Below are 21241 nucleotides of genomic sequence, written 5' to 3'. Positions count from 1 at the left end.
GCTTGATTCGGTTGCCGCCGGCCGGCGCGGGCGTGTCGCGATCCGTCATGGCCAGGCGCGCGGCCATTCGCCGGCCGCCGATGCGGCGGACCGGCAAACGCGATACTGCCATGACGGCCCATTTGCGGCATTGTCCATCCGGCCGGTGCCGTGGCGGCCGCGCGGTGCGTTAGAATTCCCGTCTTACACAACGATTTTCCAAGTCCTCCCATGCTCGACATCCAGTTGCTGCGCAAAGACCTCGACGGCGTCGCCAAGCGCCTCGCCGATCGCGGCTACACCCTCGACGTCGCCGCGTTCTCCGCACTCGAAGCGGAACGCCGCGCGATCCAGACCCACACCGAAGAGCTCCAGGCGCGCCGCAACAGCCTGTCGAAGCAGATCGGCGCGATGAAGGGCAAGGGCGAGGACACGTCGGCCGTGATGGCCGAGGTCGGCGGCATCGGCGACGACATGAAGGCGTCGGAAGCCAAGCTCGGCGAGATCCAGGCGCGCCTGTCCGACCTGATGCTGGGCATGCCGAACGTCGCGCACGAGAGCGTGCCGGTCGGCAAGGACGAAGCCGACAACGTCGAGGCGCGCCGCTGGGGCACGCCGCGCCAGTTCGACTTCGCGGTGAAGGATCACGTCGACGTCGGCACGCCGCTCGGCCTCGATTTCGAGACGGGCGCGAAGCTCGCCGGGGCGCGCTTCACGATGCTGCGCGGCCCGATCGCGCGCCTGCACCGTGCCCTCGCGCAGTTCATGATCGACACGCACACGCAGCAGCACGGCTATACCGAAACGTACACGCCGTACATCGTGAACCCCGAGATCCTGTACGGCACGGGCCAGTTGCCGAAGTTCGCGGACGACATGTTCCGCGTCGAGAAGGGCGGCGCGGAAAACACGGTCACGCAATACCTGATCTCCACGTCCGAGATTTCGCTGACGAACACCGTGCGCGAGTCGATCGTCGACGGGTCCGCGCTGCCGATCAAGCTCACCGCGCATTCCCCGTGCTTCCGCTCGGAAGCCGGTTCGTACGGCCGCGACACGCGCGGGATGATCCGTCAGCACCAGTTCGACAAGGTCGAGATGGTGCAGGTCGTCGCGCCGGAAACGTCGTACGCGGCGCTCGACGAGATGGTCGGCCACGCGGAAGCGATCCTGCAGAAGCTCGGCCTGCCGTACCGCGTGATCACGCTGTGCACGGGCGACATGGGCTTCTCGGCCGCGAAGACGTTCGACCTCGAGGTGTGGCTGCCCGCGCAGAACACCTATCGCGAGATCTCGAGCTGCTCGAACACCGAGGCGTTCCAGGCGCGCCGGATGCAGGCGCGGTTCCGCAACGCGCAGGGCAAGCCGGAGCTCGTGCATACGCTGAACGGTTCGGGGCTGGCGGTCGGCCGTACGCTCGTCGCGGTGCTGGAGAACTACCAGAACGCGGACGGCTCGGTCACGGTGCCGGAAGTGCTGCGTCCGTACATGGGCGGCATGGAGCGGATCGACGCGCCGGCACAGGCGTCGTAACGCGGGTCTTTCGAAGCCCTCGCAAAAAATTTGCAGAAAGGGCTTGTCAGCTGCGAAGCGATCGTCTTATAATCTTTTTCTCGCGGAAACGACCAGCCGCGAGATGCAGTAAGGAAGGAGAGGTGGCAGAGTGGTCGAATGTACCTGACTCGAAATCAGGCGTACGGTTTCCCCGTACCGTGGGTTCGAATCCCACCCTCTCCGCCAAAATACGAAGCCCCTTGATCCGGAAGGATCAAGGGGTTTTTCGTTTTGGGTCGCCGACGCAACGTGTCGATTGTCGATGCAGTTTCGACAGGCCGGCTACCGGCGCATCGGATCGTGCCGGGACGATGGCAACCCACTGCGCGCACGAGCGTGCCGCATCTTCGATGCCGCGTCGCTGCATGACGAATACCACCGCCGCGTGACGAACCGATCGTCGGAACTCCTGACGGTTATTGCATTGCCGATTGCGGTCATCGCGGTCGTGGACCTTCACAGCGCGCGTCGAGCACGCCGCGGCGCACGCCGCCTTCTACATACGCCGTACCGAACCATCACGCCGCCGCCGGATACTGCGCGAGCACCCTGTCGCGAATCGACGGCTTGATGTTCGATTGCGCCATGTCGCCGCGATAGTGTGCGACGACCCGCGGGTTCATCACGCGATACCACAGCGGCGGTACGTACGCGAACAGGATCATCGTCGCGTAGCCGGCCGGCAATTGCGGCGCATCGTCGAAGTGGCGCAGCGCCTGGTACGAGCGCGTCGGATTCGCGTGATGGTCGGCGTGCCGCTGCAACTGGTACAGGAACAGGTTCGTGACGACGTGATTGCTGTTCCACGAATGCTGCGGCGTGCAGCGTTCGTAGCGGCCGCTCGGCAGCTTGCGGCGGCCGAGCCCGTAATGCTCGACGTAGTTCACGACTTCGAGCAGCGACGCGCCATAGACGGCCTGGATCACGAGGAACGGGATCACGACCTTGCCGGCCAGCGCGATCGCGATGCCCCATACGACGGCGGTCATCGCCCATGCGTGCAGCACTTCGTTGCGCCAGGTCCACGGCGAATGCCCGAGCCGTTCGAGGCGCGCCTTTTCGAGCCGCCACGCGGAGCGGATGCTGCCGGTCACCGTGCGCGGCAGGAACGCCCAGAACGATTCGCCGTAGCGCGCGCTCGCCGGGTCCTCGGCCGTCGCGACGCGCACGTGATGGCCGCGATTGTGCTCGACGTAGAAGTGGCCGTACGCGACCGGCGCGAGCGTGATCTTCGCGAGCCAGCGTTCGAAGCGGTCGGTCTTGTGCCCGAGCTCGTGCGCGGTATTGATCGAGATGCCCGTCGCGGCACCGAGCGACAGCGCGAAGCCGACGTAGTCGTACCACGCGAGCGCGTGCGTGCCGACGATCCACACGCACATGAAGAACGCGACGTATTCGACGAACGTCGCGAGATAGACGATGTACCGGTAATAGCGCTCGCGTTCGAGGTGCGGCACGACGGCCTCGGGCGGATTGTCGCGATCGTCGCCGATCAGCGTGTCGAGGATCGGGATCACGCCGAACGCGAACAGCGGGCCGAACCACCAGAACACGTGAAGTCCCGTCGACAGCGCGAGCTGCGCGGCGAGGATCGGCAGCGTGATCGTCAGCGCGCCGAGCAGCCACAGGTAACGCTTGCCATCCGACCAGCCCGAAGCCGATCCGTCGGTCATTGCCATTGTCTCCCTCCAGTCGGCCGGCCCGCGGGCGGCCGCATGCAAGATTGTTTGAATCCTCGTGGTCCGCGACGCGCGCGGCGGCGCCGGATCGTTGCCCGGTTCTGCCTGTTATACGACCGGTGCGCGCGCTTGCCAAACCCCGGCGCTAGGCGCGACGCTCCAAACGACGCGGTGCGCGCATCGCACGTCGGGGAGGGGCCGGTGCGCGCTGATTGAAACATGCCGAGGCGGGCGGATCGGCCCGCGAGGGCGACGCGTTCGTCAGATGAATGGCTCGACGTGCGGCGCGCACAGGCCGGTGTGACGGGGCTGCAACAAATGTTGCATCGCAATAACGAGACCGCCGAAGGGGGGGGCGCCGCGCGCTTTTCGCTTGCTTATATTACGGAGCATTACGATCACGGCGAAGCACTGCAACGCGGCTCGAAACCGGCCGGCCGCCCATCGCAAGGAGAACGGACGCGAAGCGCCGGATCGCGAGATCGCGCTCACCGTCCGGCAGCCTGTGTCGATGCCCCGATGCTGCACCTGCACACCGGGCGGCGCGTGTCGTCGCCGAGGACATCCGCGCCTTTCGATCCGCGCCGCCATTTGAAAATTACGATTTGACTCATGCCCCGCTTTCGGTTGAAGCTACTAGCTTGCTGTCCGAAGGGGGCTGTGCCTGCATGAGTTCGACCTTGACCGTTCGTCGTATCACTGCCGATCAGGGCGGCGTGTATCGCGAACTCCGCGCCGCATCGCTGCGCGAGCCCTACGCGCCCGGCGAAGCGCCGGAGGCCGAATTGCTGACCGTCGAAACGGATGCAGCGTCGGCGATCGCCGCGCAGCGCGCCGTGTCCGACGAGTCGACGACTTTCCTGCTGTACACCGAAGGCCACCCGGCCGGCATGATCGGCGCGTATTTCGACAACACGCCCGATCGGCGCGCGTTCGTCAGCGAATTGTGGGTCGCGCATGCGGTGCGTCACCTGCGCGGCGGCGTGCTGCTGCTGGAGACGGCCACCGCGTGGCTCGCCGAGCGCGGCGCCACCGACGTCTACGCGTGGATCGCCGATGCGAACCGCAACGCGATCCGCTTCTACGAGCGTGCCGGTTTCGGCAACACCGGCGAACATGCGCCGATCGCGCGGATGCCCGGCGCGATGAAATCGCTGTTCGTGTCGCAGGTGAAACACTGACGCGGCCCCGAAACAGCCCGCCGCGCGGCGCGACGAAAGCCCGGTCGCCCGCTGGCCTGCCCGCCTGCCGGTTGCGCGTCCGCCCGGGCCGCCGCGACCCCGAGTCCCAAAAATAATGGCCGCACGCGTGGACGCCTGTAAAATACGCAAAAAATTTTTGCAGAGTGTCCATGTCGCTTAAAAAATCGCCATTCTTCGAGCTGCGCAGCGGATCGGTCGATACGTTGCTGTTCACCGTGAAGACGACCGATCTCGACGCGTTGCGTACCGAACTGGTCAAGCGCTTCGAAGCGACTCCCGAGTTTTTCGCCGACGATGTCGTCGCGATCGACGTCCGCCGCCTGGCTGACGGCGAGCGCGTCGCGCTCGCGGACATCCGCCAGATGCTGAACGACGTGCGGATGCGTCCGGTGGGCGTCGTCGCGCTGGCAACGCAGGGCTGGGCGGGGGAAGCCGGCCTGCCGTTGCTGGAGGCGCGCGATCGCCGCGCGCCGGCCGCGAAACCTGCCGACGAAGCGGAACCGGCGGCCGTGCCAGCCGTCGAGACCGCCGCCGCTGCGGCAGCCGCAGCGGCGCCCGAACAGTCGTCGGAGGCCGCGCCGACGCCCGTGCAGGCCGGCGGCCAGACGCTGGTGATCGACCGGCCGTTGCGTTCGGGGCAGCAGATTTACGCGAAAGGAGACCTCGTGGTGCTCGCGCCGGTCAGTCACGGCGCGGAAATCATCGCGGAAGGCAATATCCACATCTACGCGCCGCTGCGCGGCCGCGCGCTCGCGGGCGTGCACGGCAATCACGACGCGCGCATTTTCTGCACGTGTCTCGAACCGGAACTGATTTCGATCGCGGGTATCTATCGAACGACCGAGAACCCGCTGCCCGCCGACGTACTGGGCAAATCGGTGCAGATCCGGCTCGAAGAGGAAAAACTGATGATCGAACCGCTGCGCCTGACGTAATTCACGCGGTGCGCTCCGGATCGATCGGCTCTCATTGACGAACACAGGGTATTGGGTAAATGGCAAAAATCATCGTGGTGACCTCGGGCAAGGGCGGCGTGGGCAAGACGACGACGAGCGCGAGCTTCGCGTCGGGCCTCGCGCTGCGCGGCCACAAGACGGCCGTGATCGACTTCGACGTCGGCCTGCGCAACCTCGATCTCATCATGGGCTGCGAGCGTCGCGTCGTGTATGACCTCGTGAACGTGATCCAGGGCGAAGCGAACCTGAACCAGGCGCTGATCAAGGACAAGAAGTGCGAGAACCTGTTCATCCTGCCGGCGTCGCAGACGCGCGACAAGGATGCGCTGACGCGCGACGGCGTCGAGAAGGTGCTGAACGATCTCGTCGCGATGGACTTCGAATACATCGTCTGCGATTCGCCGGCCGGTATCGAAGCCGGCGCGCTGCACGCGATGTACTTCGCGGATGAAGCGCTGATCGTCACGAACCCGGAAGTGTCGTCGGTGCGCGACTCGGACCGCATTCTCGGCATCCTGTCGTCGAAGACGAAGCGCGGGACCGAAGGCAAGGAGCCGATCAAGGAACACCTGCTGATCACGCGTTACAGCCCGAAGCGCGTGAGCGAAGGCGAGATGCTGTCGCTCGAGGACATCAGCGAGATCCTGCGCATCAAGCTGATCGGCGTGGTGCCCGAGTCGGAAGCCGTGCTGCACGCGTCGAACCAGGGTCTGCCGGCCGTGCATATCGACGGCACCGACGTCGCCGAAGCGTACAAGGACGTCGTCTCCCGCTTCCTCGGCGAGGACAAGCCGCTGCGCTTCACCGATTACCAGAAGCCGGGCCTGCTGCAGCGCCTCTTCGGCAGCAAGTAACGGAGGCCGCCCATGTCCATCCTTTCGTTTCTCCTCGGCGAGAAGAAGAAGTCCGCATCGGTCGCGAAGGAGCGCCTGCAGCTCATCATCGCGCACGAGCGGGTCGGCGGCCGGCCGCCGGCCGATTACCTGCCGGCGCTGCAGAAAGAGCTCGTCGCCGTCATCTCGAAGTACGTCCATATTTCGGACGATGACATCCGCGTGAGCCTCGAGCGCCAGGACGATCTCGAAGTCCTCGAAGTGAAGATCGAGATCCCGCAAGCCTGACGCTTGCCGGTGTCCCTCCGCACGGCGGCGGCATTCGCCGCCGTGCGCGTCTTACGCCCTGTTGCACTTTCGGGCACGCCGTAACACGGCGCCTGTCGGCCGTCGTCGCTCCTCCCGCATTGAACGAATACGCTCACGTGACTTGTTCAACCAGGAGGTTGTGATGGCTGTCTCTACCGTTCAACGTCGTATCGTTTCGCTCGCACTGTTTGCCGCGGGCCTGTCGGCCGTCGTCGCACCGTTCGCCGCGCATGCGGACGAGATTCTCGTCGGCACGCCCGTGATCGCGCCGCAGGGGCGCATGGTCATCGCGGAGCCGGTCGCCGTGCGCACCGAGGAAATCGTCGTCGTCGCGCCGAATGCGCCGCCGCCCGTGCGCTATGAAGTCGTGCCGGCCACGCGCGTGGGCTACGTGTGGGAGCGCGGGCACTGGCACTGGGACCATGGCCGCTACGTGTGGATCGGCGGCCACTGGGAAACCGAGCGCGTCGGCATGCAATGGGTGCCGGGGCATTGGGACCAGCGCGGTCCGAACTGGTTCTGGACCCGTGGCCACTGGGCTTGAGAGGGGCGCGCGATGAAAAGAACCGCAATCGCCATCGCGCTCGTCGCGATCACGCTGGCCGGGTGCATCGTCGTGCCGGCGCGGCCGGTCTACTACCGGCCGGCGCCCGTCGTGATCTACTGAGTGTCGCGCGGGCCGTGCTGTTGCGCCGGGCCGTTTGCGTCGGCCGTGGCCGACCCGGCATCGTGCGGTGTCGGCGCATGCACGGCGCTGTCGGCCGCGGCCGCAGCGGCCGGCTCGTCGCCGCCTTCGTCGCGCAGCGTGTCGAGCGGATCGGCGGGGGCCGCGGTTGCATCCTGGGGTTCGGTCACGTCGGTCACATTGCTCGCAGTGTCCGCAGTATCCGCAGCGGTTGCGGCGGCCGCGACGGGCGGCGCGAGATAGCGCTGCGCGAGCGTTTCGTAGAGCGGCGGCGCGAAAAAGCGCGATACCCGGCTCGATACCAATGCGGTCGCCATCAGCGAAATCACCAGCGCATGGCCGTTGATCATTTCCATCACGATCACGAACGACGTGATCGGCGACTGCGTGACGGCCGCCAGATAACCGACCATCGCGAGCGCGATCAGCATCGGCAGGCTCATGTTGCTGAACACGGCATGCAGCAGGTTGCCGAAGCCGGCGCCGATCGACAGCGACGGCGCGAAGATCCCGCCCGGGATGCCCGGCAGGTACGACGCGACCATCGACACCATCTTCAGGAACGGATAGAACACCGACAGCTGCTGGCTGCCGTCGAGCAGCCCGCGCGCCTCGGCATAGCCGCTGCCGAACGTCGTGCCGCCGGATACGAGGCCCACGACGGCGATGGTGAAGCCGCACAGCGCGGCGAACGTGATCGGCCGCTCGCGATACAGGCCCAGCAGTCGCGCGGGCAGCCAGCGCCCCGTATTGAGCAGCAGCCAGCAGAACAGGCCGCCCGCGATGCCCGTCACGATCGCGGTGACCAGCACCGCGACCGCCAGCAGCTTCGGGAAATGGGGGCCGGTGGTGATCGTGCCGAAATACGTGTAGTTGCCGTTCAGGCCGAGCGCGACGACGCCGGCGAGGATGATCGCGGTGATCAATACGCCGCTGGCGCGCGCGGAGAAGCTGCGGGTCAGTTCCTCGATCGCGAACACGATGCCGGCGAGCGGCGTATTGAAGGCGGCCGACAGCCCGGCTGCCGCGCCGGCCAGCACCAGCTGGCGTTCGATCTGCGCGTTCGAGCGCGGGTAGAAGCGCCGCAGGTTGAACATCAGCGCCGCACCGACCTGCACGGTCGGCCCCTCGCGGCCGATCGTGAAGCCGCCCAGAATGCCGAGGAACGAGATCAGCACCTTGCCGAACAGGATGCGCAGCGTCAGCAGCCGGGCACCGAATGCACTGGGGCTCGCATGCAGCGTCGCGATCACCTGCGGGATGCCGCTGCCCTCGGCGCCGCGAAAAAAGCGTCGCGTGAGCCATGCAGACATCGCGGCGATCGCCGGCGTCAGCAGCAGCGGCAGCCAGACGGCGTGATCGCGCATCGCGCGGAAAGTCTCGTAGCCCCAGTCGATCAACCGGGCATAGAGTACGGCCGCGAGGCCGACGACGATCGCGCCGAGCCAGAAAACACCATATTGGCGCCAGATTCGCAGCGAGCGGCGGGTGAGGGCGGGAAACAGCGCGGGAAGGGCGGGGCGCGGCATTGGCTCGGGCCGGGAGGCAAAGAGTGGATTATAAAAAGAACGGGATGCCAGCGGGGGCGTCAAACGTTCTCGGTGAGCAACGAAAATCCACAAAGAGATGCAATTTGTTGCAAATGTAATGTTGGCGTAATGTCTGCACATAGCAACGGTCGTTAGCATGCCAAGATCAACAGTCGAGAATTCCCGCACATCGTGAAACGCATCCTCATCGTGAAAGTGACGTCGCTCGGCGACGTCGTCCAGACGCTGCCCGTCGTCGCCGACCTGCATCGCGCGTTCCCCGGCGTGACGGTCGACTGGGCCGTCGACGAATCGTGCGCGGAGGTCGTACGCTGGCATCCGGGCGTGAGCGCCGTGCTGTGCGCGCCGCTGCGCCGCTTCAAGAAACTGCGCAATACCGGCGACCTGAAGGCGATCTCGGCATCGATCGGTGCGTTGCGTGCGCACCGCTACGACGCGGTCATCGATCTGCACGGCGTCTACAAGAGCGCGATCATTTCGTCGCTGGCGCGGGCCGCGCGCCGCTTCGGCTACCAGACACAGGATCTCGGCGAAACGGGCGCGCGCTTCGCGTATTCGCACCGTTTCGGCCCGCGGCCGGACTGCGACGCATGGCACGGGATGCGCGTGAGTGCCGGCGAAGCGCTCGGCTACGTGCCGGAAGGGCCTGCCACGTACGGCATCGTCGCACCGCAGGACGCGAGCCTGCCGGCTGCCGTGACCGACGGCGGGCCGTTCATGCTGCTGTTCCATGCGACGTCCAATCCCGACAAGAAGTGGCCGGCCGAGCACTGGGCCGCCCTTGCCACGCAGATGATGGCGCGGGGCGTGCGCGTGCTGTTGCCGTGGGGATCGGCGGCCGAGCATGACGATGCACGGGATATCGCCGCGCGGGCGCCGGGCGCGATCGTGTTACCGGCGATGACAGTGCGTGAGCTCGGCGCGGCGCTGGGCCGGGCCGCGCTCGTGGTGGGCGTCGATACCGGGTTCGTGCACATGGCGCATGCACTGCAGCGGCCGACCGTGATGATTTTCGTCGCGACGTCGCGCCACCATTGCGGCATCGGCGGCGCGCCGACTGCGCTGTCGATCGGCGAGCCGGGCGCGATGCCGACCGTCGACGAGGCGCTGGACGCGATCGATACGGTCTGCCCGGCCTACGGCGCGTTGCGCGCGCGGCTGTCCGCCTGACGCGGCGCCGCGGCCGAGATCACGCGAGCAGCGCTTCGATCGTGACGACGGCGGCGACGGCCGCCAGATTCGCCAGCAGCGCCTCGAACACGAGGCCGCGCCAGGTCTTCGGCCGGAACCGCAGCGCGAGCAGTAGCGCGCCACCCAGTGCGAGCGCGAGGATCAGGACGAGGTCGGCATTGGCGAGGCGGATGTTCATGGCGGCGGCTCCTGTCGGGGCGGGGTCCCCGGGCGCGTCACGACGCGCCCAGAATCGAGTATAGAGAGCGCCCGCCGCCGTGCAACCCGGGTCGCCCCGGAGGGTCAGACGAGCGATGCGTCGCGCGTTTCCCGCATCAGCAGCACGCCGATCAGGCTGATCGCCGCCGCGATCGACACATAGCCGCCGACCCACGACAGCCCGCCGCGCGCAGCCAGCAGTTGCGCGATATACGGCGCGATCGACGCGCCGAGAATCCCGCCGAGGTTGTACGCGACGCCCGCGCCCGTATAGCGGACGTTGGTCGGGAACAATTCCGGCAGCAGCGCACCCATCGGCGCGAACGTCACGCCCATCAGGAACAGCTCGATCGTCAGGAACAGCGCGACGAGCGGCATCGAGCCGCTGCCGAGCAGCGGCTCCATCGCGAACCCCGACAGCAGCGCCGCGATCGCGCCGACGACCAGCACCGGCTTGCGCCCGAAGCGGTCCGACGCCCATGCGGACAGCGGCGTCGCGAGCCCCATGAAGACGACCGCGAAACACAGCAGGCCGAGGAAGCTCTGGCGCGGAATATGCAGCGTCGACACGCCGTACGACAGCGAGAACACCGTCGAGATGTAGAACAGCGTGTAGCAGACGACCATCGCGAGCGCGCCGAGCAGCGTCGGCCGCCAGTGCTCGGTGACGAGCGTCGCGACCGGTACGCGCACGCGCTCGTTGCGCTCGAGTGCCGCCTGGAACGCGGGCGTTTCGGTGATCTTGAGCCGCACGTACAGGCCGAGCGCGACGAGCACCGCGCTGACGAGGAAAGGGATGCGCCAGCCCCAGCTGCGGAACTGCGCGTCGGACAGCGACAGCGCGAGCGCGAAGAACAGGCCGTTCGACATCAGGAAGCCGACCGACGGCCCCAGTTGCGGAAACATCCCGAACCAGCCCCGCTTGCCCTGCGGCGCGTGCTCGGTCGCGAGCAGCGCCGCGCCGCCCCATTCGCCGCCGAGGCCGATCCCCTGACCGAAGCGCAGCACGCACAGCAGCACCGGCGCGAGCGCGCCGATCGTGTCGTAGCCGGGCACGAAGCCGATCGCGGTGGTGGACACGCCCATCACGAGCAGCGACGCGACGAGCGTCGACTTGCGGCCGATGCGGTCGCCGAAGTGCCCGAACAGGAACGAGCCGATCGGGCGCGCGATGAACGCGATGCCGAACGTGACGAACGCGGACAGCGCCTGCGCCGTCGCGGAGCCGTGCGGGAAGAACACCGGGCCGATGACGAGCGCGGCGGCCGTCGCGTACACGTAGAAATCGTAGAACTCGATCGCGGTGCCGATGAAGCTCGCGAACACGATGCGCCGGTGGCTGACGGCGCCGGCCGAACCGGTTGCGTGTGCAACGGCCGGGGGGGATGCGGACATGGATGTCTCCGTTTTGTCGTTGGGGCAGCCGGCTGGGTGTGCGCTCGGGCAGGCGACTGCCTGCCGGCAGCGGCCGGGCAAATGAGTGATGCGGATTGACGCGGTGGCGGCGTGGACGCGCGCCGTGGCGCGGACGTCACCCGCCGGTCGACGATGGAGACGGGTAGGTCGCCGCCGCCCGGTGCCGGCGTGGTCGGCTCGCTTGCCGGGTGCGGCGCGCGAACGCGCGCGCGGCGTGATGGCCGCGCGAGTGCGGAAAATTATAGCCAGCGCCGCCGCCCACCGGCAATCGGGCCGAGGCGGCGCGTCAGTCGATCGACTGCGCCTGCGCGGAAGCGGTGCTTTGCAGCTGGAAGTGCCCGTCGTCGTTGAAGAGCCAGCCTTCCATCAGTTCGAGTCGGCCGTTGCCGTCGAGCAGCCGCGACGGCGGCGCCGGCAGCGGCGCCGAGCGGCGCAGCGACGCGAGCGCGAGCGCTTCCGCCTCGCTGTCGCCGTTGCTGCGATAGACGGATGCGTTGATCACGCGGCCGCTGCCATCGACGGTGAAGGCGACGACGACGAGCGAACGCAGCATGGCCTGCGGTGTGCCGTGCAGCATGCCGGACGGATTGCGTTCGGCGACACGATGCGCGACCTCGACGCGATACTGGTCGAGATTGCCGCTGCGTATGACCGACGGAATCGTCAGGACCGAGCGTAACGAAGAAGGCGGCGTGATCGTGCACGCGGCGAGCAGGGCGACGACGGCCAGCGCAGCAACACGCAGCCGGGCGACGCGCGGACGGAGAAGGGGGCGCATGACGGGATGGCCGGGAGGGACGATAAAAAAATGATAGGCGTACCGACGCGAGACGATATGGGGGGAAACGCATAGCGCGCGGGACCGGTCGTTGCGCTCGCAGATGATGCCGGCCGGGCGCCGCGTCGAGCAACGTGCATCGGGCGCGGTGCATCGCGACGTGACGCGACATGTGACGGCGTCCGCGGCGCACGCACGTGTTGGAAGGTTGAAAGCCGCGGCACGCTGCGATCGGCTGGCCGCGCGGCGCGGCCAGCCGATGCGGCAACCTCGGGCCCGCCTTCCGGGCCATCGCGGGCGAGGCTTTCCGGCCGCGTCAGAAGCCGTGCGTCACGAGCGACAGTACCGACAGGTCGGGGTGGGTGCCGTCGATGATGCTCTTGCCGATGTGCACGGCTTCGTGGGTCGCCTCGTCGACGCTCGCGAAGCTTTCCTCGCCGTCCGCGTGGAACGGCACCGCATGGCCGGGCAGCGCCGGATTCACGCCCGGATGGCACACGTAGCCGGTGTAGGTATAGCGCGTGTCGCTGCCGGGCATCGCGGCCGGCACGACATGGATCTCGAAGCCTTCGTAATCGACGTGGTCCGTCGCGGTCGACAGGTCGGTCATGGCGATCTCCGTGTGCCGCGCGCAGGGGTGGCGCGTGCGGCATCGAATACATCGAACACGCGGCGGCGTTCGTGTCGCCGTGTTGAACGAATTCTAGGCGATGGCGGGGCGGGCCGGGAGGTGCCCGGCAATGGGTGGCGGCATGCGTTCGGGACGCTCGTGCCGTGTCGCTTCGGCGCGTCGACGATCCGGCGCCGATTCCATCAGCGGGCGACGGAAGCGCGGATCATCGTATTTTTCGCGTCACTGCTTGCAGCGCGCGTCCTTGCGCTGCACGACGACGATCACCGGATACTTCTGACCATGGTCGAGTTCCACGCGCGCGACGACGCTCAGCGTCGCCGGATCGGAATCGTCGTACACGCTGACCTGTTCGTTGCGCAGGTAGGTCACGCCGGTGCAGTTCGACGTGCGTCCGTCGTCGCCCACCTTGCACTGAAGCTCGTTGTCCTTCAGGTAGTTGTACGGCGACGGGCTCGCGAGATATTCGCTCAGGCCGCGCGGCGAACCGCCGACGCCGGTCACGTACGCGATCGCGCACGACGCCTGCGCGTCGTTGCCGGAGGCGGTGTCGGCCGCTGCATGCGTGCTGACGGCGGCCAGCACGGCGACGAGCGACGAGACGAGGAAGGGCTTCATGACGTGGATTTCCCGTTTCGCGAATCGGAGCGCGGGATTGTAACGGCATCCGGCGCGACGCGTCGGAACGTGCGGGGCGCACGCGTGCGGACAAACAAAAACCCCGTCATTCTGCGAATGGACGGGGTTCGGCGAACTTCCTGGCGGAAGCGGTGAGATTCGAACTCACGGACAGTTTCCCGTCGCTGGTTTTCAAGACCAGTGCCTTAAACCGCTCGGCCACGCTTCCACACGAGGCGGCATTGTAACCGAAATGCCGCGTCGTTCATTCGTTCAGTCGTCGCGCAGGAACAATTCCTGCAGGTCGTTGAGGAAACGCTGGCCGAGCGGCGTCGGCGCGATTTGCGTGAAATCGCGCGTGATCAGCCCGCGCCGTTCCGCTTCCTTCAGCGCGGGCTCGATCGTGCTCATCGGCAGGCCCGTGCGTTCGGCGAAGCTGTGCACCGGGAAGCCCTCGACGAGCCGCAGCGTGTTCAGCATGAACTCGAACGGCAGGTCGCGCGCGCCGACTTCACGCTCTTCCTGCACGGCCGTGCCGGCCTTCGCCTGTTCGATGAAGGTCGCCGGATGCTTGTAGCGCGCCTGCCGCAGGACCCGGTTCGGAAACGACAGCTTCGTGTGCGCGCCCGCGCCGATCCCGAGATAGTCGCCGAAGCGCCAGTAGTTCAGGTTGTGCTTGCACTGATGATTCGGCTTCGCGTACGCGGATACTTCATAGCGCCCGTAGCCGGCTTCGGCCGTGCGCGCGTGGATCCATTCCTGCATGTCGGCCGACGCGTCGTCGTCGGGGACGACCGGCGGAAACTTCGCGAACAGCGTATTCGGCTCGAGCGTCAGGTGATACAGCGACAGGTGCGGCGGCGCGAACGACAGCGCGGTCTCGATGTCGGTGCGGCATTCGTCGAGCGTCTGGTTCGGCAGCGCGAACATCAGGTCGAGGTTGAAGTTGTCGAAGTTCTTCGCGGCGATCTCGACGGCCGCGCGAGCCTGCGCGGTGTCGTGAATCCGGCCGAGCGCTTTCAGGTGCGCTTCGTTGAAGCTCTGGATGCCGACCGACAGGCGGTTCACGCCGCTTGCGCGGAACTGCGCGAACTTCGCGGCTTCGAACGTGCCCGGGTTCGCCTCGAGCGTGATCTCGGCATCGGCGTCGAGCGGCAGCAGCGCGCGCACGTCGGACAGCATCCGGTCGAGGCCGGCCGCCGACAGCAGGCTCGGCGTGCCGCCGCCGATGAACACGGTATGCACCTGCCGACCCCACACGAGCGGCAGCGCCTGCTCGAGATCGGCGCGCAACGCGTCGAGATAGTCGGCTTCCGGAAACCGTTCGCCTTTCCATTCATGCGAGTTGAAATCGCAGTACGGGCACTTGCGCACGCACCACGGGAAATGCACGTACAGCGCGAGCGGCGGCAGCGACGTGAGACGCACCTGGCCGGGCGACGTGAAGGTCGCGACGACGCGCGCGCCGGTTTCCGCGGCCTGACTCATGCGACCTCCCGAGGCGAAGGGGTATCGGGCATGCTCATGCTTCCTCCGCGAGCCGCGCGAGCAACGCCTTCAGCGCGAGCGCGCGATGGCTGTGCGTGTTCTTCACGGCCGGCTCGAGTTCGGCGGCCGTCGCGCCGAGCGACGGCAGGTAGAAATACGGGTCGTAGCCGAATCCGTGCTCGCCGCGCGGCGTATCGACGATCTCGCCGGCCCAGCGCCCTTCGGCGAACAGCGGTTCCGGATCGTCCGCATGGCGGACGAGCGCGAGCACGCAGCAGTAGTACGCGCGCCGGTCGTCGACACCGCGCAGTTGCTCGACGAGATACGCGTTGTTCGCCGCGTCGCCCTTGTCGCGGCCCGCGCGCTGCGCGTAGCGTGCCGAATAGACGCCCGGCGCGCCGCGCAGCGCGCGCACGCACAGGCCGGAATCGTCGGCGATCGCCGGCAGCCCGGTGAGCCGCGACGCGTGGCGTGCCTTGGTCAGCGCGTTCTCGATGAACGTGCCGAACGGCTCTTCCGCCTCGGGCACCGCGAGGTCGCCCTGCGGGACGATCTCGATGCCGACCGTCGAGAACAGCGCGGTGAATTCGCGCAGCTTGCCCGGGTTGTTCGACGCGAGAACGATGCGCGACAGCGGCGCGACGGAGCGGTCGTCAGGCATGGCTCGCACCCAGCACCGCTTTCTGCAACCGCACGAGCTCGGCGATTCCGCCCTGCGCGAGGTCGAGCAGCGCGTTCATCTCGGCGCGCGAGAACGGCACGCCTTCGGCCGTGCCCTGGACTTCGACGAAGCCGCCCGCGCCCGTCATCACGACGTTCATGTCGGTGTCGCAGCGCGAATCTTCCGCGTAGTCGAGGTCGAGCACGGGGGCGCCTTCGTACACGCCGACCGAGATCGCGGCGACGTGGTCGGTGATCGGCGAGCGCGCGAGCTTGCCGGCCGCGATCAGCTTCGACACGGCGTCGTGCGCGGCGACGAACGCGCCGGTGATGCTGGCCGTGCGCGTGCCGCCGTCGGCCTGGATCACGTCGCAGTCGATGTGGATCGTGCGCGGGCCGAGCGCGTCGAGATCGAATACCGCGCGCAGCGCGCGGCCGATCAGGCGCTGAATTTCCTGCGTGCGGCCCGTCTGCTTGCCGCGTGCGGCCTCACGGTCGCTGCGCGTGTGGGTCGCGCGCGGCAGCATCCCGTATTCGGCGGTCAGCCAGCCTTGCCCGCGCTCGCGCAGGAACTCGGGCACGCGCTCGGCGACGCTGGCGGTGCAGAGCACCTTGGTGTCGCCGAATTCGACCAGCACCGAGCCTTCGGCGTGTTTCGTGTAGTGGCGCGTGAGGGCGACCTTGCGCAGTTCGTCGGCGCGGCGGCCGCTCGGGCGGGAAACGGAAGACGTCATGGGGAAATCGCGGAAGGAGAGGAAACCCCGATTTTAGCGCCGAACGGCGGGCGTGCCCGGCGGGGTGGTCCGCAAAAATGGGATAATGCGCGCTTCCCGCCCCGCGCCTTCCGATGCGCCGGGCGCCTCGATGTATTCCCCGCCCGCGAGGGCACCAGACGGCGAGACGAACCATGATCTACAGCATGACGGGCTACGCGAGCGCGACGCGCGAACTCACGACGGCCGCCGGTAACGGCGGCACCAGTGTGTCGGTCGAACTGCGCACCGTGAACTCGCGCTTCCTCGATCTCAATTTCCGGATGCCGGACGACGTGCGCGCGTGCGAACCCGCGCTGCGCGAAATGCTGATGAACAAGCTGTCGCGCGGCAAGGTCGACGTGCGCATCAACCTGCAGCGTGGCGAGCAGAGCATCGGCGCGGGCGCGCTGAACCAGTCGGCGCTCGGCCAGCTTGCCGATCTCGAACGCGCGGTGCTCGATTCGTTCCCGGGCGTCGGCCGCCTGCGTGCGGGCGAAATCCTGCGCTGGCCCGGCGTGCTCGCCGAGAGCGGCGTGTCGGCCGACGCGATCCGCGACGCGGTGCTCGCGTGCGGCAAGGAAGCGATCGGCGAGCTCGTCGTCGTGCGTTCGCGAGAAGGCGCGCAACTGGCGACGATGCTGCTGTCGAACGTCACCGAGATGGAGGCGATCGTCGCGCGCATCACGCCGCTCGTGCCGGAGCTGATCGCGAAGCACCAGCAGAAGATCGTCGAGCGGCTGCAGGAAGCGCTCGGCCTCGCGGCGCCCGAAGGCGGCTCGACGGTCGTCACGCGCGAGGAAGCCGCGGAGCGCATCCGTCAGGAAGTGACGATGTACGGGATCCGGATCGACATCGCGGAAGAGCTGTCGCGGCTCACCGCGCACCTGAACGAAACGCGTCACGTGATCGAGAAGGGCGGCCGCGTCGGCAAGCGTCTCGACTTCATGATGCAGGAACTGAATCGCGAAGCGAACACGCTCGGCTCGAAGGCGGCGGCGAAGGAACTCGCCGACGCGTCGATGGCGCTGAAGCTGCTGATCGAGCAGATGCGCGAGCAAGTGCAAAACCTGGAGTAAAAGCAACATGACCGAATCCACCCGCGACGGCCACGCGTCGCATTCGCTGCACGGCGGCGTCTATCCCGGTAACCTGTTCATGGTCGTCGCGCCGTCGGGCGCCGGCAAGTCGACGCTCGTGAACGCGCTGCTGTCGAAGGACAGCGACATCTGCCTGTCGATCTCGTACACGACGCGCAAGCCGCGTCCGGGCGAGCAGGACGGCCAGCACTACCACTTCACGAGCGTCGAGGATTTCCGCGCGCGTCACGCGGCGCACGAATTCCTCGAGAGCGCGGAAGTGCACGGCAACTACTACGGCACGTCGCGCGTCTGGATCGAAGAGCAGATGAAGAACGGCCACGACGTGCTGCTCGAAATCGACTGGCAGGGTGCGTTGCAGGTGAAGAAGCAGTTCCGCAACGCGGTCGGCATCTTCATCCTGCCGCCGTCGCTCGATGCGCTCGAGGAGCGCCTGAAGAAGCGCGGCCAGGACGAGCCGAACGTGATCACGCGACGCCTGCTGGCCGCCGGCAGCGAGATCGCGCACGCGTCGGAAGCGGAATACGTGGTGATCAACGAGAATTTCGAGCGTGCGCTCGCGGAACTCGAATGCATCGTCGCGGCGACGCGCCTGCGTTTTGCTTCGCAGTACGCGCGACACACGGAGCTCTTCATCGAGCTCGGCATCCATCTGCCCCACGCGGAATGACGCGGGGCACGAGGGACATAAGGTAGAATAAGCACTATATTCAGAAGGAATTACCAACATGGCTCGCATTACCGTCGAAGACTGCCTGAAGCAAATCCCGAATCGCTTCGAACTGGCGCTCGCCGCCACCTATCGCGCGCGGCAGCTCGCGCAAGGCCATACGCCGAAGATCGAAAGCCGCGACAAGCCGACCGTCGTCGCGCTGCGCGAAATCGCCGCCGGCCAGGTCGGCGTCGAGATGCTGAAGAAGGTGCCGGTGTAACGCGCATCCGGCCCGTTCCAGCCATGTAGTCCACGCGCGCAACGACTCGACCTGGAGGCGAATATGAGCACCACCCCATCGTCCGCCTCCGCGGATCCGACCACCGAAGCCACGGCCCAGTCGCCTGCGCGCCAGTACATCGACGCGGTCCTCGAACAGTCCTTCCGGCATCTGTTCGGGCCGACCGCCACCCCGGAGCAGCCGCGCAAGCACGGCGTCGTTTCGATCGCGAAACTGACGGCCGCGCTTGCCGAGTATCTCGCTCCGGACGAAATCAAAGAGGTCAAGGCGGCGTTCCACTTCAGCGACGAAGCCCACCTCGGTCAATATCGCCAGAGCGGCGAACCCTACATCACCCATCCCGTCGCCGTCGCCGAAATCTGCGCCGGCTGGAAGCTCGACGCGCAGGCCGTGATGGCCGCGTTGCTGCACGACGTGATGGAAGACCAGGGCGTGACCAAGAACGAGCTGGCCGAGCGGTTCGGCCCGAAGGTCGCCGAACTGGTCGACGGCCTGTCGAAGCTCGACAAGATGGAATTCCGCAGCCGCGAGGAAGCGCAGGCGGAAAACTTCCGCAAGATGCTGCTCGCGATGGCGCGCGACGTGCGCGTCATTCTCGTCAAGCTCGCCGATCGCCTGCACAACATGCGCACGCTCGGCGCGGTGCCGATGGAAAAGCGCCGCCGCGTCGCGCGCGAGACGCTCGACATCTACGCGCCGATCGCGCACCGCCTCGGGTTGAACAACACGTATCGCGAGCTGCAGGACATGAGCTTCGCGAACTTCAACCCGCATCGCTACGCGACGCTCGAGAAGGCCGTGAAGGCCGCGCGCGGCAACCGCCGCGAAGTGATCAGCAAGATCCTCGAGGCCGCGCAGCGCGCGATGGCCGACGCGAAGATCGACGCCGAGATCACCGGCCGCGAGAAGACCATCTACAGCGTCTACCGCAAGATGCGCGACAAGCAGCTGTCGTTCTCGCAGGTGCTCGACGTGTACGGCTTTCGCGTCGTCGTCGACAGCCCGCTCGACTGCTACACGTGCATCGGCGCGCTGCACGCGCTGTACAAGCCCGTGCCCGGCAAGTTCAAGGATTACATCGCGATCCCGAAGATCAACGGCTATCAGTCGCTGCACACGACGCTCGTCGGCCCGTTCGGCGCGCCGATCGAGTTCCAGGTGCGCACGCGCAAGATGCACGAGATCGCGGAGGCGGGGGTCGCCGCGCACTGGCTGTACAAGAACGGCAGCGCCGATCTCAGCGACGTGCAGAAGCGCGCGCACCAGTGGCTGAAGTCGCTGCTCGACATCCAGAGCGAAGCCGGCGATTCGAGCGAATTCCTCGAGCACGTGAAGATCGACCTGTTCCCCGACGCGGTCTACGTGTTCACGCCGAAGTCGAAGATCATGGCGCTGCCGCGCGGCGCGACGGCGCTCGATTTCGCGTATTCGATCCACAGCGATCTCGGCAACCAGTGCGTGGCCGTGAAGATCAACAACGAATTGCTGCCGCTGCGCACCGAGCTGAAGAGCGGCGACATCGTCGAGGTGATCACCGCGCCGTATTCGAAGCCGAACCCCGCGTGGCTCGGCTTCGTGCGTACCGGCAAGGCGCGCTCGGCGATCCGCCACTACCTGAAGACGATGCGCCTGAACGAGTCCGTGCAGCTCGGCGAGCGGCTCGTCGACCAGAGCCTGAAGGGCTATGGTTTCTCGCTGGCCGATGTCGAGCCGGAAGTGTGGGAGAAGCTCGTGCAGTGGACGGGCAACAAGAGCCGTCAGGAAATCTTCGCGGACATCGGTCTCGGCCGACGCGTCGCCGCGGTGATGGCCAAGCGCATCGAAGTGCTGATGAGCGGCCGCGACGCGGACGACGATCTGCCGAAGTCCGAGCGGCATCCCGCGCATCATGCGCCGCCGGTCGTGATCACCGGCACCGAAGGGATGTCCGTGCAGTTGTCCGCCTGCTGCCGGCCGATCCCGGGCGACGCGATCATGGGGTACATCGGCATCGGTCTGGGCATGGCGATTCATACGACGGATTGCCGTGTCGCGCAGCGCATCCATCGCCGCGATCCGGGCCGCTGGATCGACGTCGAATGGGCGCCGCAGCCGGGCCGCCTGTTCGACGTCGCGGTGAAGGCGCTCGTGAAGAACACGAAGGGCATCTTCGCGCGCGTCGCGGCGGACATCACGTCGGCCGACGCGAACATCGTCCATATCGCGATGGACGAGGACCTGACGCATGAATCGACGGTGTTGCGCTTCGTGATCCAGGTCAGCGACCGCGTGCATCTCGCGAACGTGATGCGGCGCGTGCGGACCAATCCGGACGTGATGCGGATCATGCGCGAGCGCTCGACCGACGACGGTGCGCATGCGCGCCATGACGGCGGCATGCGTATCGAGCGCGAGCGGCAGGATTACTGACGCTGACGCGCGCCGCGGCGAGCGGATTCGATGATCGACGGACGGCGGCCAATGGCCGCCGTTTTCATTGGGGCTGCGGAAAGCGCGTGCGATGTTGCCGACGCTTTGCCGAAGGCGTCGTGGGCGATGGTGCGAACGAGCGGAAGAGGGGGCGCAAAAAGAAAAAGGGCTTTCCCGGAGGAAAGCCCTTTCAAGGTGGCGCGGCTGGCAGGATTCGAACCCACGACCCCTTGGTTCGTAGCCAAGTACTCTATCCAACTGAGCTACAGCCGCACGCAAAACGGTACTGCTTGAACTGTC

General features: G+C 66.9%; 22 protein-coding genes and 3 tRNA genes. 12 read left to right on the top strand and 13 right to left on the bottom strand.

The features are described from left to right. Positions 1–210 precede the first annotated feature (210 nt). A complete protein-coding gene (serS, locus tag HWX14_RS06555) occupies positions 211–1512 on the top strand; it encodes a serine--tRNA ligase (protein ID WP_175882010.1) in 1302 nt (433 codons plus the stop codon). Between the two features lie 116 nt (positions 1513–1628). Further along, positions 1629–1719: transfer RNA gene (locus HWX14_RS06550), tRNA-Ser, on the top strand. 332 nt (positions 1720–2051) lie between these two features. Here the strand turns inward: HWX14_RS06550 and HWX14_RS06545 are convergent. Next, entirely contained in the window at positions 2052–3212 is a 1161-nt protein-coding gene (locus HWX14_RS06545) for an alkane 1-monooxygenase (RefSeq protein ID WP_175882009.1), read from the bottom strand. A gap of 563 nt (positions 3213–3775) precedes the next feature. On the opposite strand from HWX14_RS06545, the gene HWX14_RS06540 reads away from it, so the two are divergent. The 5 genes from HWX14_RS06540 (at position 3776) to HWX14_RS06520 (ending at position 7056) form a co-directional block, all read left to right on the top strand. Further along, complete coding sequence (locus HWX14_RS06540) at positions 3776–4393, top strand: GNAT family N-acetyltransferase (protein ID WP_347879818.1); 618 nt, start codon at positions 3776–3778, stop codon at positions 4391–4393. A gap of 170 nt (positions 4394–4563) precedes the next feature. After that, entirely contained in the window at positions 4564–5349 is a 786-nt protein-coding gene (gene minC, locus HWX14_RS06535; RefSeq protein WP_175882007.1) for a septum site-determining protein MinC, read from the top strand. 59 nt (positions 5350–5408) lie between these two features. Continuing rightward, positions 5409–6224 (top strand): septum site-determining protein MinD, encoded by an 816-nt coding sequence (minD, locus tag HWX14_RS06530; protein ID WP_027783808.1) that lies wholly within the window; start codon positions 5409–5411, stop codon positions 6222–6224. Between the two features lie 12 nt (positions 6225–6236). Further along, positions 6237–6491, top strand: coding sequence for a cell division topological specificity factor MinE (gene minE / locus HWX14_RS06525; RefSeq protein ID WP_006476634.1), 255 nt, complete (start codon positions 6237–6239; stop codon positions 6489–6491). 163 nt (positions 6492–6654) lie between these two features. Next, a complete protein-coding gene (locus HWX14_RS06520; protein ID WP_175882006.1) occupies positions 6655–7056 on the top strand; it encodes a YXWGXW repeat-containing protein in 402 nt (133 codons plus the stop codon). 116 nt (positions 7057–7172) lie between these two features. Here HWX14_RS06520 and HWX14_RS06515 read toward each other — a convergent pair whose 3' ends face one another. Continuing rightward, entirely contained in the window at positions 7173–8726 is a 1554-nt protein-coding gene (locus tag HWX14_RS06515; RefSeq protein WP_175882005.1) for a chloride channel protein, read from the bottom strand. Positions 8727–8918: 192 nt separating this feature from the next. On the opposite strand from HWX14_RS06515, the gene waaC reads away from it, so the two are divergent. Then, positions 8919–9917: a lipopolysaccharide heptosyltransferase I gene (waaC, locus tag HWX14_RS06510; protein WP_175882004.1), complete on the top strand. Its 999-nt coding sequence runs from the start codon at positions 8919–8921 to the stop codon at positions 9915–9917. Positions 9918–9936: 19 nt separating this feature from the next. On the opposite strand, the gene HWX14_RS06505 is transcribed toward waaC, so the two are convergent. The 9 genes from HWX14_RS06505 to rph all read right to left on the bottom strand — a co-directional run bounded on the left by HWX14_RS06505 (position 9937) and on the right by rph (position 16461). Then, a complete protein-coding gene (locus tag HWX14_RS06505; RefSeq protein ID WP_175882003.1) occupies positions 9937–10116 on the bottom strand; it encodes a hypothetical protein in 180 nt (59 codons plus the stop codon). A 104-nt stretch (positions 10117–10220) separates the two neighbouring features. Next, the gene (locus HWX14_RS06500) at positions 10221–11531 is read right to left on the bottom strand and encodes an MFS transporter (protein ID WP_175882002.1); all 1311 of its coding nucleotides are present in this window, start codon (positions 11529–11531) and stop codon (positions 10221–10223) included. Positions 11532–11838: 307 nt separating this feature from the next. After that, positions 11839–12330, bottom strand: coding sequence for an energy transducer TonB (locus HWX14_RS06495; RefSeq protein ID WP_175882001.1), 492 nt, complete (start codon positions 12328–12330; stop codon positions 11839–11841). A 316-nt stretch (positions 12331–12646) separates the two neighbouring features. Then, positions 12647–12940, bottom strand: a complete 294-nt coding sequence (locus HWX14_RS06490) for a hypothetical protein (protein ID WP_050011588.1) — start codon at positions 12938–12940, stop codon at positions 12647–12649. 243 nt (positions 12941–13183) lie between these two features. After that, positions 13184–13579, bottom strand: coding sequence for a hypothetical protein (locus HWX14_RS06485; RefSeq protein ID WP_175882000.1), 396 nt, complete (start codon positions 13577–13579; stop codon positions 13184–13186). Positions 13580–13720: 141 nt separating this feature from the next. Further along, a tRNA-Ser gene (locus HWX14_RS06480) sits at positions 13721–13808 on the bottom strand. A 44-nt stretch (positions 13809–13852) separates the two neighbouring features. Continuing rightward, positions 13853–15067 (bottom strand): radical SAM family heme chaperone HemW, encoded by a 1215-nt coding sequence (gene hemW, locus HWX14_RS06475; protein ID WP_175881999.1) that lies wholly within the window; start codon positions 15065–15067, stop codon positions 13853–13855. A 34-nt stretch (positions 15068–15101) separates the two neighbouring features. Then, positions 15102–15728 carry an RdgB/HAM1 family non-canonical purine NTP pyrophosphatase gene (gene rdgB / locus HWX14_RS06470; RefSeq protein ID WP_175881998.1) on the bottom strand — a complete coding sequence of 209 codons (627 nt, stop codon included), beginning with the start codon at positions 15726–15728 and terminating at the stop codon, positions 15102–15104. Beyond that, positions 15721–16461 (bottom strand): ribonuclease PH, encoded by a 741-nt coding sequence (gene rph, locus HWX14_RS06465; RefSeq protein WP_175881997.1) that lies wholly within the window; start codon positions 16459–16461, stop codon positions 15721–15723. Before rph ends, rdgB begins: the two co-directional genes overlap by 8 nt. A 173-nt stretch (positions 16462–16634) precedes the next feature. On the opposite strand from rph, the gene HWX14_RS06460 reads away from it, so the two are divergent. The 4 genes from HWX14_RS06460 (at position 16635) to HWX14_RS06445 (ending at position 20941) form a co-directional block, all read left to right on the top strand. Further along, on the top strand, positions 16635–17558 hold the full coding sequence (locus HWX14_RS06460; protein ID WP_175881996.1) for a YicC/YloC family endoribonuclease: 924 nt from the start codon (positions 16635–16637) through the stop codon (positions 17556–17558). Between the two features lie 7 nt (positions 17559–17565). After that, the gene (gmk, locus tag HWX14_RS06455) at positions 17566–18249 is read left to right on the top strand and encodes a guanylate kinase (RefSeq protein WP_175881995.1); all 684 of its coding nucleotides are present in this window, start codon (positions 17566–17568) and stop codon (positions 18247–18249) included. A 58-nt stretch (positions 18250–18307) separates the two neighbouring features. Beyond that, a complete protein-coding gene (gene rpoZ / locus HWX14_RS06450; RefSeq protein ID WP_006025620.1) occupies positions 18308–18511 on the top strand; it encodes a DNA-directed RNA polymerase subunit omega in 204 nt (67 codons plus the stop codon). A 63-nt stretch (positions 18512–18574) separates the two neighbouring features. Then, entirely contained in the window at positions 18575–20941 is a 2367-nt protein-coding gene (locus HWX14_RS06445) for a bifunctional (p)ppGpp synthetase/guanosine-3',5'-bis(diphosphate) 3'-pyrophosphohydrolase (RefSeq protein ID WP_175881994.1), read from the top strand. On the opposite strand, the gene HWX14_RS06440 is transcribed toward HWX14_RS06445, so the two are convergent. Together HWX14_RS06440 and HWX14_RS06435 are read right to left on the bottom strand one after the other, a co-directional pair. Beyond that, positions 20935–21165: a hypothetical protein gene (locus tag HWX14_RS06440; RefSeq protein WP_175881993.1), complete on the bottom strand. Its 231-nt coding sequence runs from the start codon at positions 21163–21165 to the stop codon at positions 20935–20937. The two genes, HWX14_RS06445 and HWX14_RS06440, sit on opposite strands and share 7 nt — an antisense overlap. Continuing rightward, positions 21138–21214: transfer RNA gene (locus tag HWX14_RS06435), tRNA-Arg, on the bottom strand. Before HWX14_RS06435 ends, HWX14_RS06440 begins: the two co-directional genes overlap by 28 nt. Between the last annotated feature and the right edge of the window lie 27 nt (positions 21215–21241).

The sequence above is a fragment of the Burkholderia sp. BCC0044 genome, from assembly GCF_902832955.1.
Taxonomy (GTDB): Bacteria; Pseudomonadota; Gammaproteobacteria; order Burkholderiales; family Burkholderiaceae; genus Burkholderia.
Note: the sequence above shows the minus strand (reverse complement) of the source record. Positions and strands in the feature narration are given on the sequence as shown.

Excerpts from the sequence above, each read along its gene's own strand:
- HWX14_RS06545 (WP_175882009.1), bottom strand. The coding sequence starts at position 3,212 with ATGGCAATGACCGACGGATCGGCTTCGGGCTGGTCGGATGGCAAGCGT.
- HWX14_RS06500 (WP_175882002.1), bottom strand. The coding sequence starts at position 11,531 with ATGTCCGCATCCCCCCCGGCCGTTGCACACGCAACCGGTTCGGCCGGC.
- gmk (WP_175881995.1), top strand. The coding sequence starts at position 17,566 with ATGACCGAATCCACCCGCGACGGCCACGCGTCGCATTCGCTGCACGGC.
- HWX14_RS06460 (WP_175881996.1), top strand. The coding sequence starts at position 16,635 with ATGATCTACAGCATGACGGGCTACGCGAGCGCGACGCGCGAACTCACG.
- HWX14_RS06520 (WP_175882006.1), top strand. The coding sequence starts at position 6,655 with ATGGCTGTCTCTACCGTTCAACGTCGTATCGTTTCGCTCGCACTGTTT.
- HWX14_RS06490 (WP_050011588.1), bottom strand. The coding sequence starts at position 12,940 with ATGACCGACCTGTCGACCGCGACGGACCACGTCGATTACGAAGGCTTC.
- rpoZ (WP_006025620.1), top strand. The coding sequence starts at position 18,308 with ATGGCTCGCATTACCGTCGAAGACTGCCTGAAGCAAATCCCGAATCGC.
- HWX14_RS06505 (WP_175882003.1), bottom strand. The coding sequence starts at position 10,116 with ATGAACATCCGCCTCGCCAATGCCGACCTCGTCCTGATCCTCGCGCTC.
- rph (WP_175881997.1), bottom strand. The coding sequence starts at position 16,461 with ATGACGTCTTCCGTTTCCCGCCCGAGCGGCCGCCGCGCCGACGAACTG.
- HWX14_RS06495 (WP_175882001.1), bottom strand. The coding sequence starts at position 12,330 with ATGCGCCCCCTTCTCCGTCCGCGCGTCGCCCGGCTGCGTGTTGCTGCG.
- minE (WP_006476634.1), top strand. The coding sequence starts at position 6,237 with ATGTCCATCCTTTCGTTTCTCCTCGGCGAGAAGAAGAAGTCCGCATCG.
- rdgB (WP_175881998.1), bottom strand. The coding sequence starts at position 15,728 with ATGCCTGACGACCGCTCCGTCGCGCCGCTGTCGCGCATCGTTCTCGCG.
- HWX14_RS06515 (WP_175882005.1), bottom strand. The coding sequence starts at position 8,726 with ATGCCGCGCCCCGCCCTTCCCGCGCTGTTTCCCGCCCTCACCCGCCGC.
- minC (WP_175882007.1), top strand. The coding sequence starts at position 4,564 with ATGTCGCTTAAAAAATCGCCATTCTTCGAGCTGCGCAGCGGATCGGTC.
- HWX14_RS06445 (WP_175881994.1), top strand. The coding sequence starts at position 18,575 with ATGAGCACCACCCCATCGTCCGCCTCCGCGGATCCGACCACCGAAGCC.
- minD (WP_027783808.1), top strand. The coding sequence starts at position 5,409 with ATGGCAAAAATCATCGTGGTGACCTCGGGCAAGGGCGGCGTGGGCAAG.
- HWX14_RS06485 (WP_175882000.1), bottom strand. The coding sequence starts at position 13,579 with ATGAAGCCCTTCCTCGTCTCGTCGCTCGTCGCCGTGCTGGCCGCCGTC.
- serS (WP_175882010.1), top strand. The coding sequence starts at position 211 with ATGCTCGACATCCAGTTGCTGCGCAAAGACCTCGACGGCGTCGCCAAG.
- hemW (WP_175881999.1), bottom strand. The coding sequence starts at position 15,067 with ATGAGTCAGGCCGCGGAAACCGGCGCGCGCGTCGTCGCGACCTTCACG.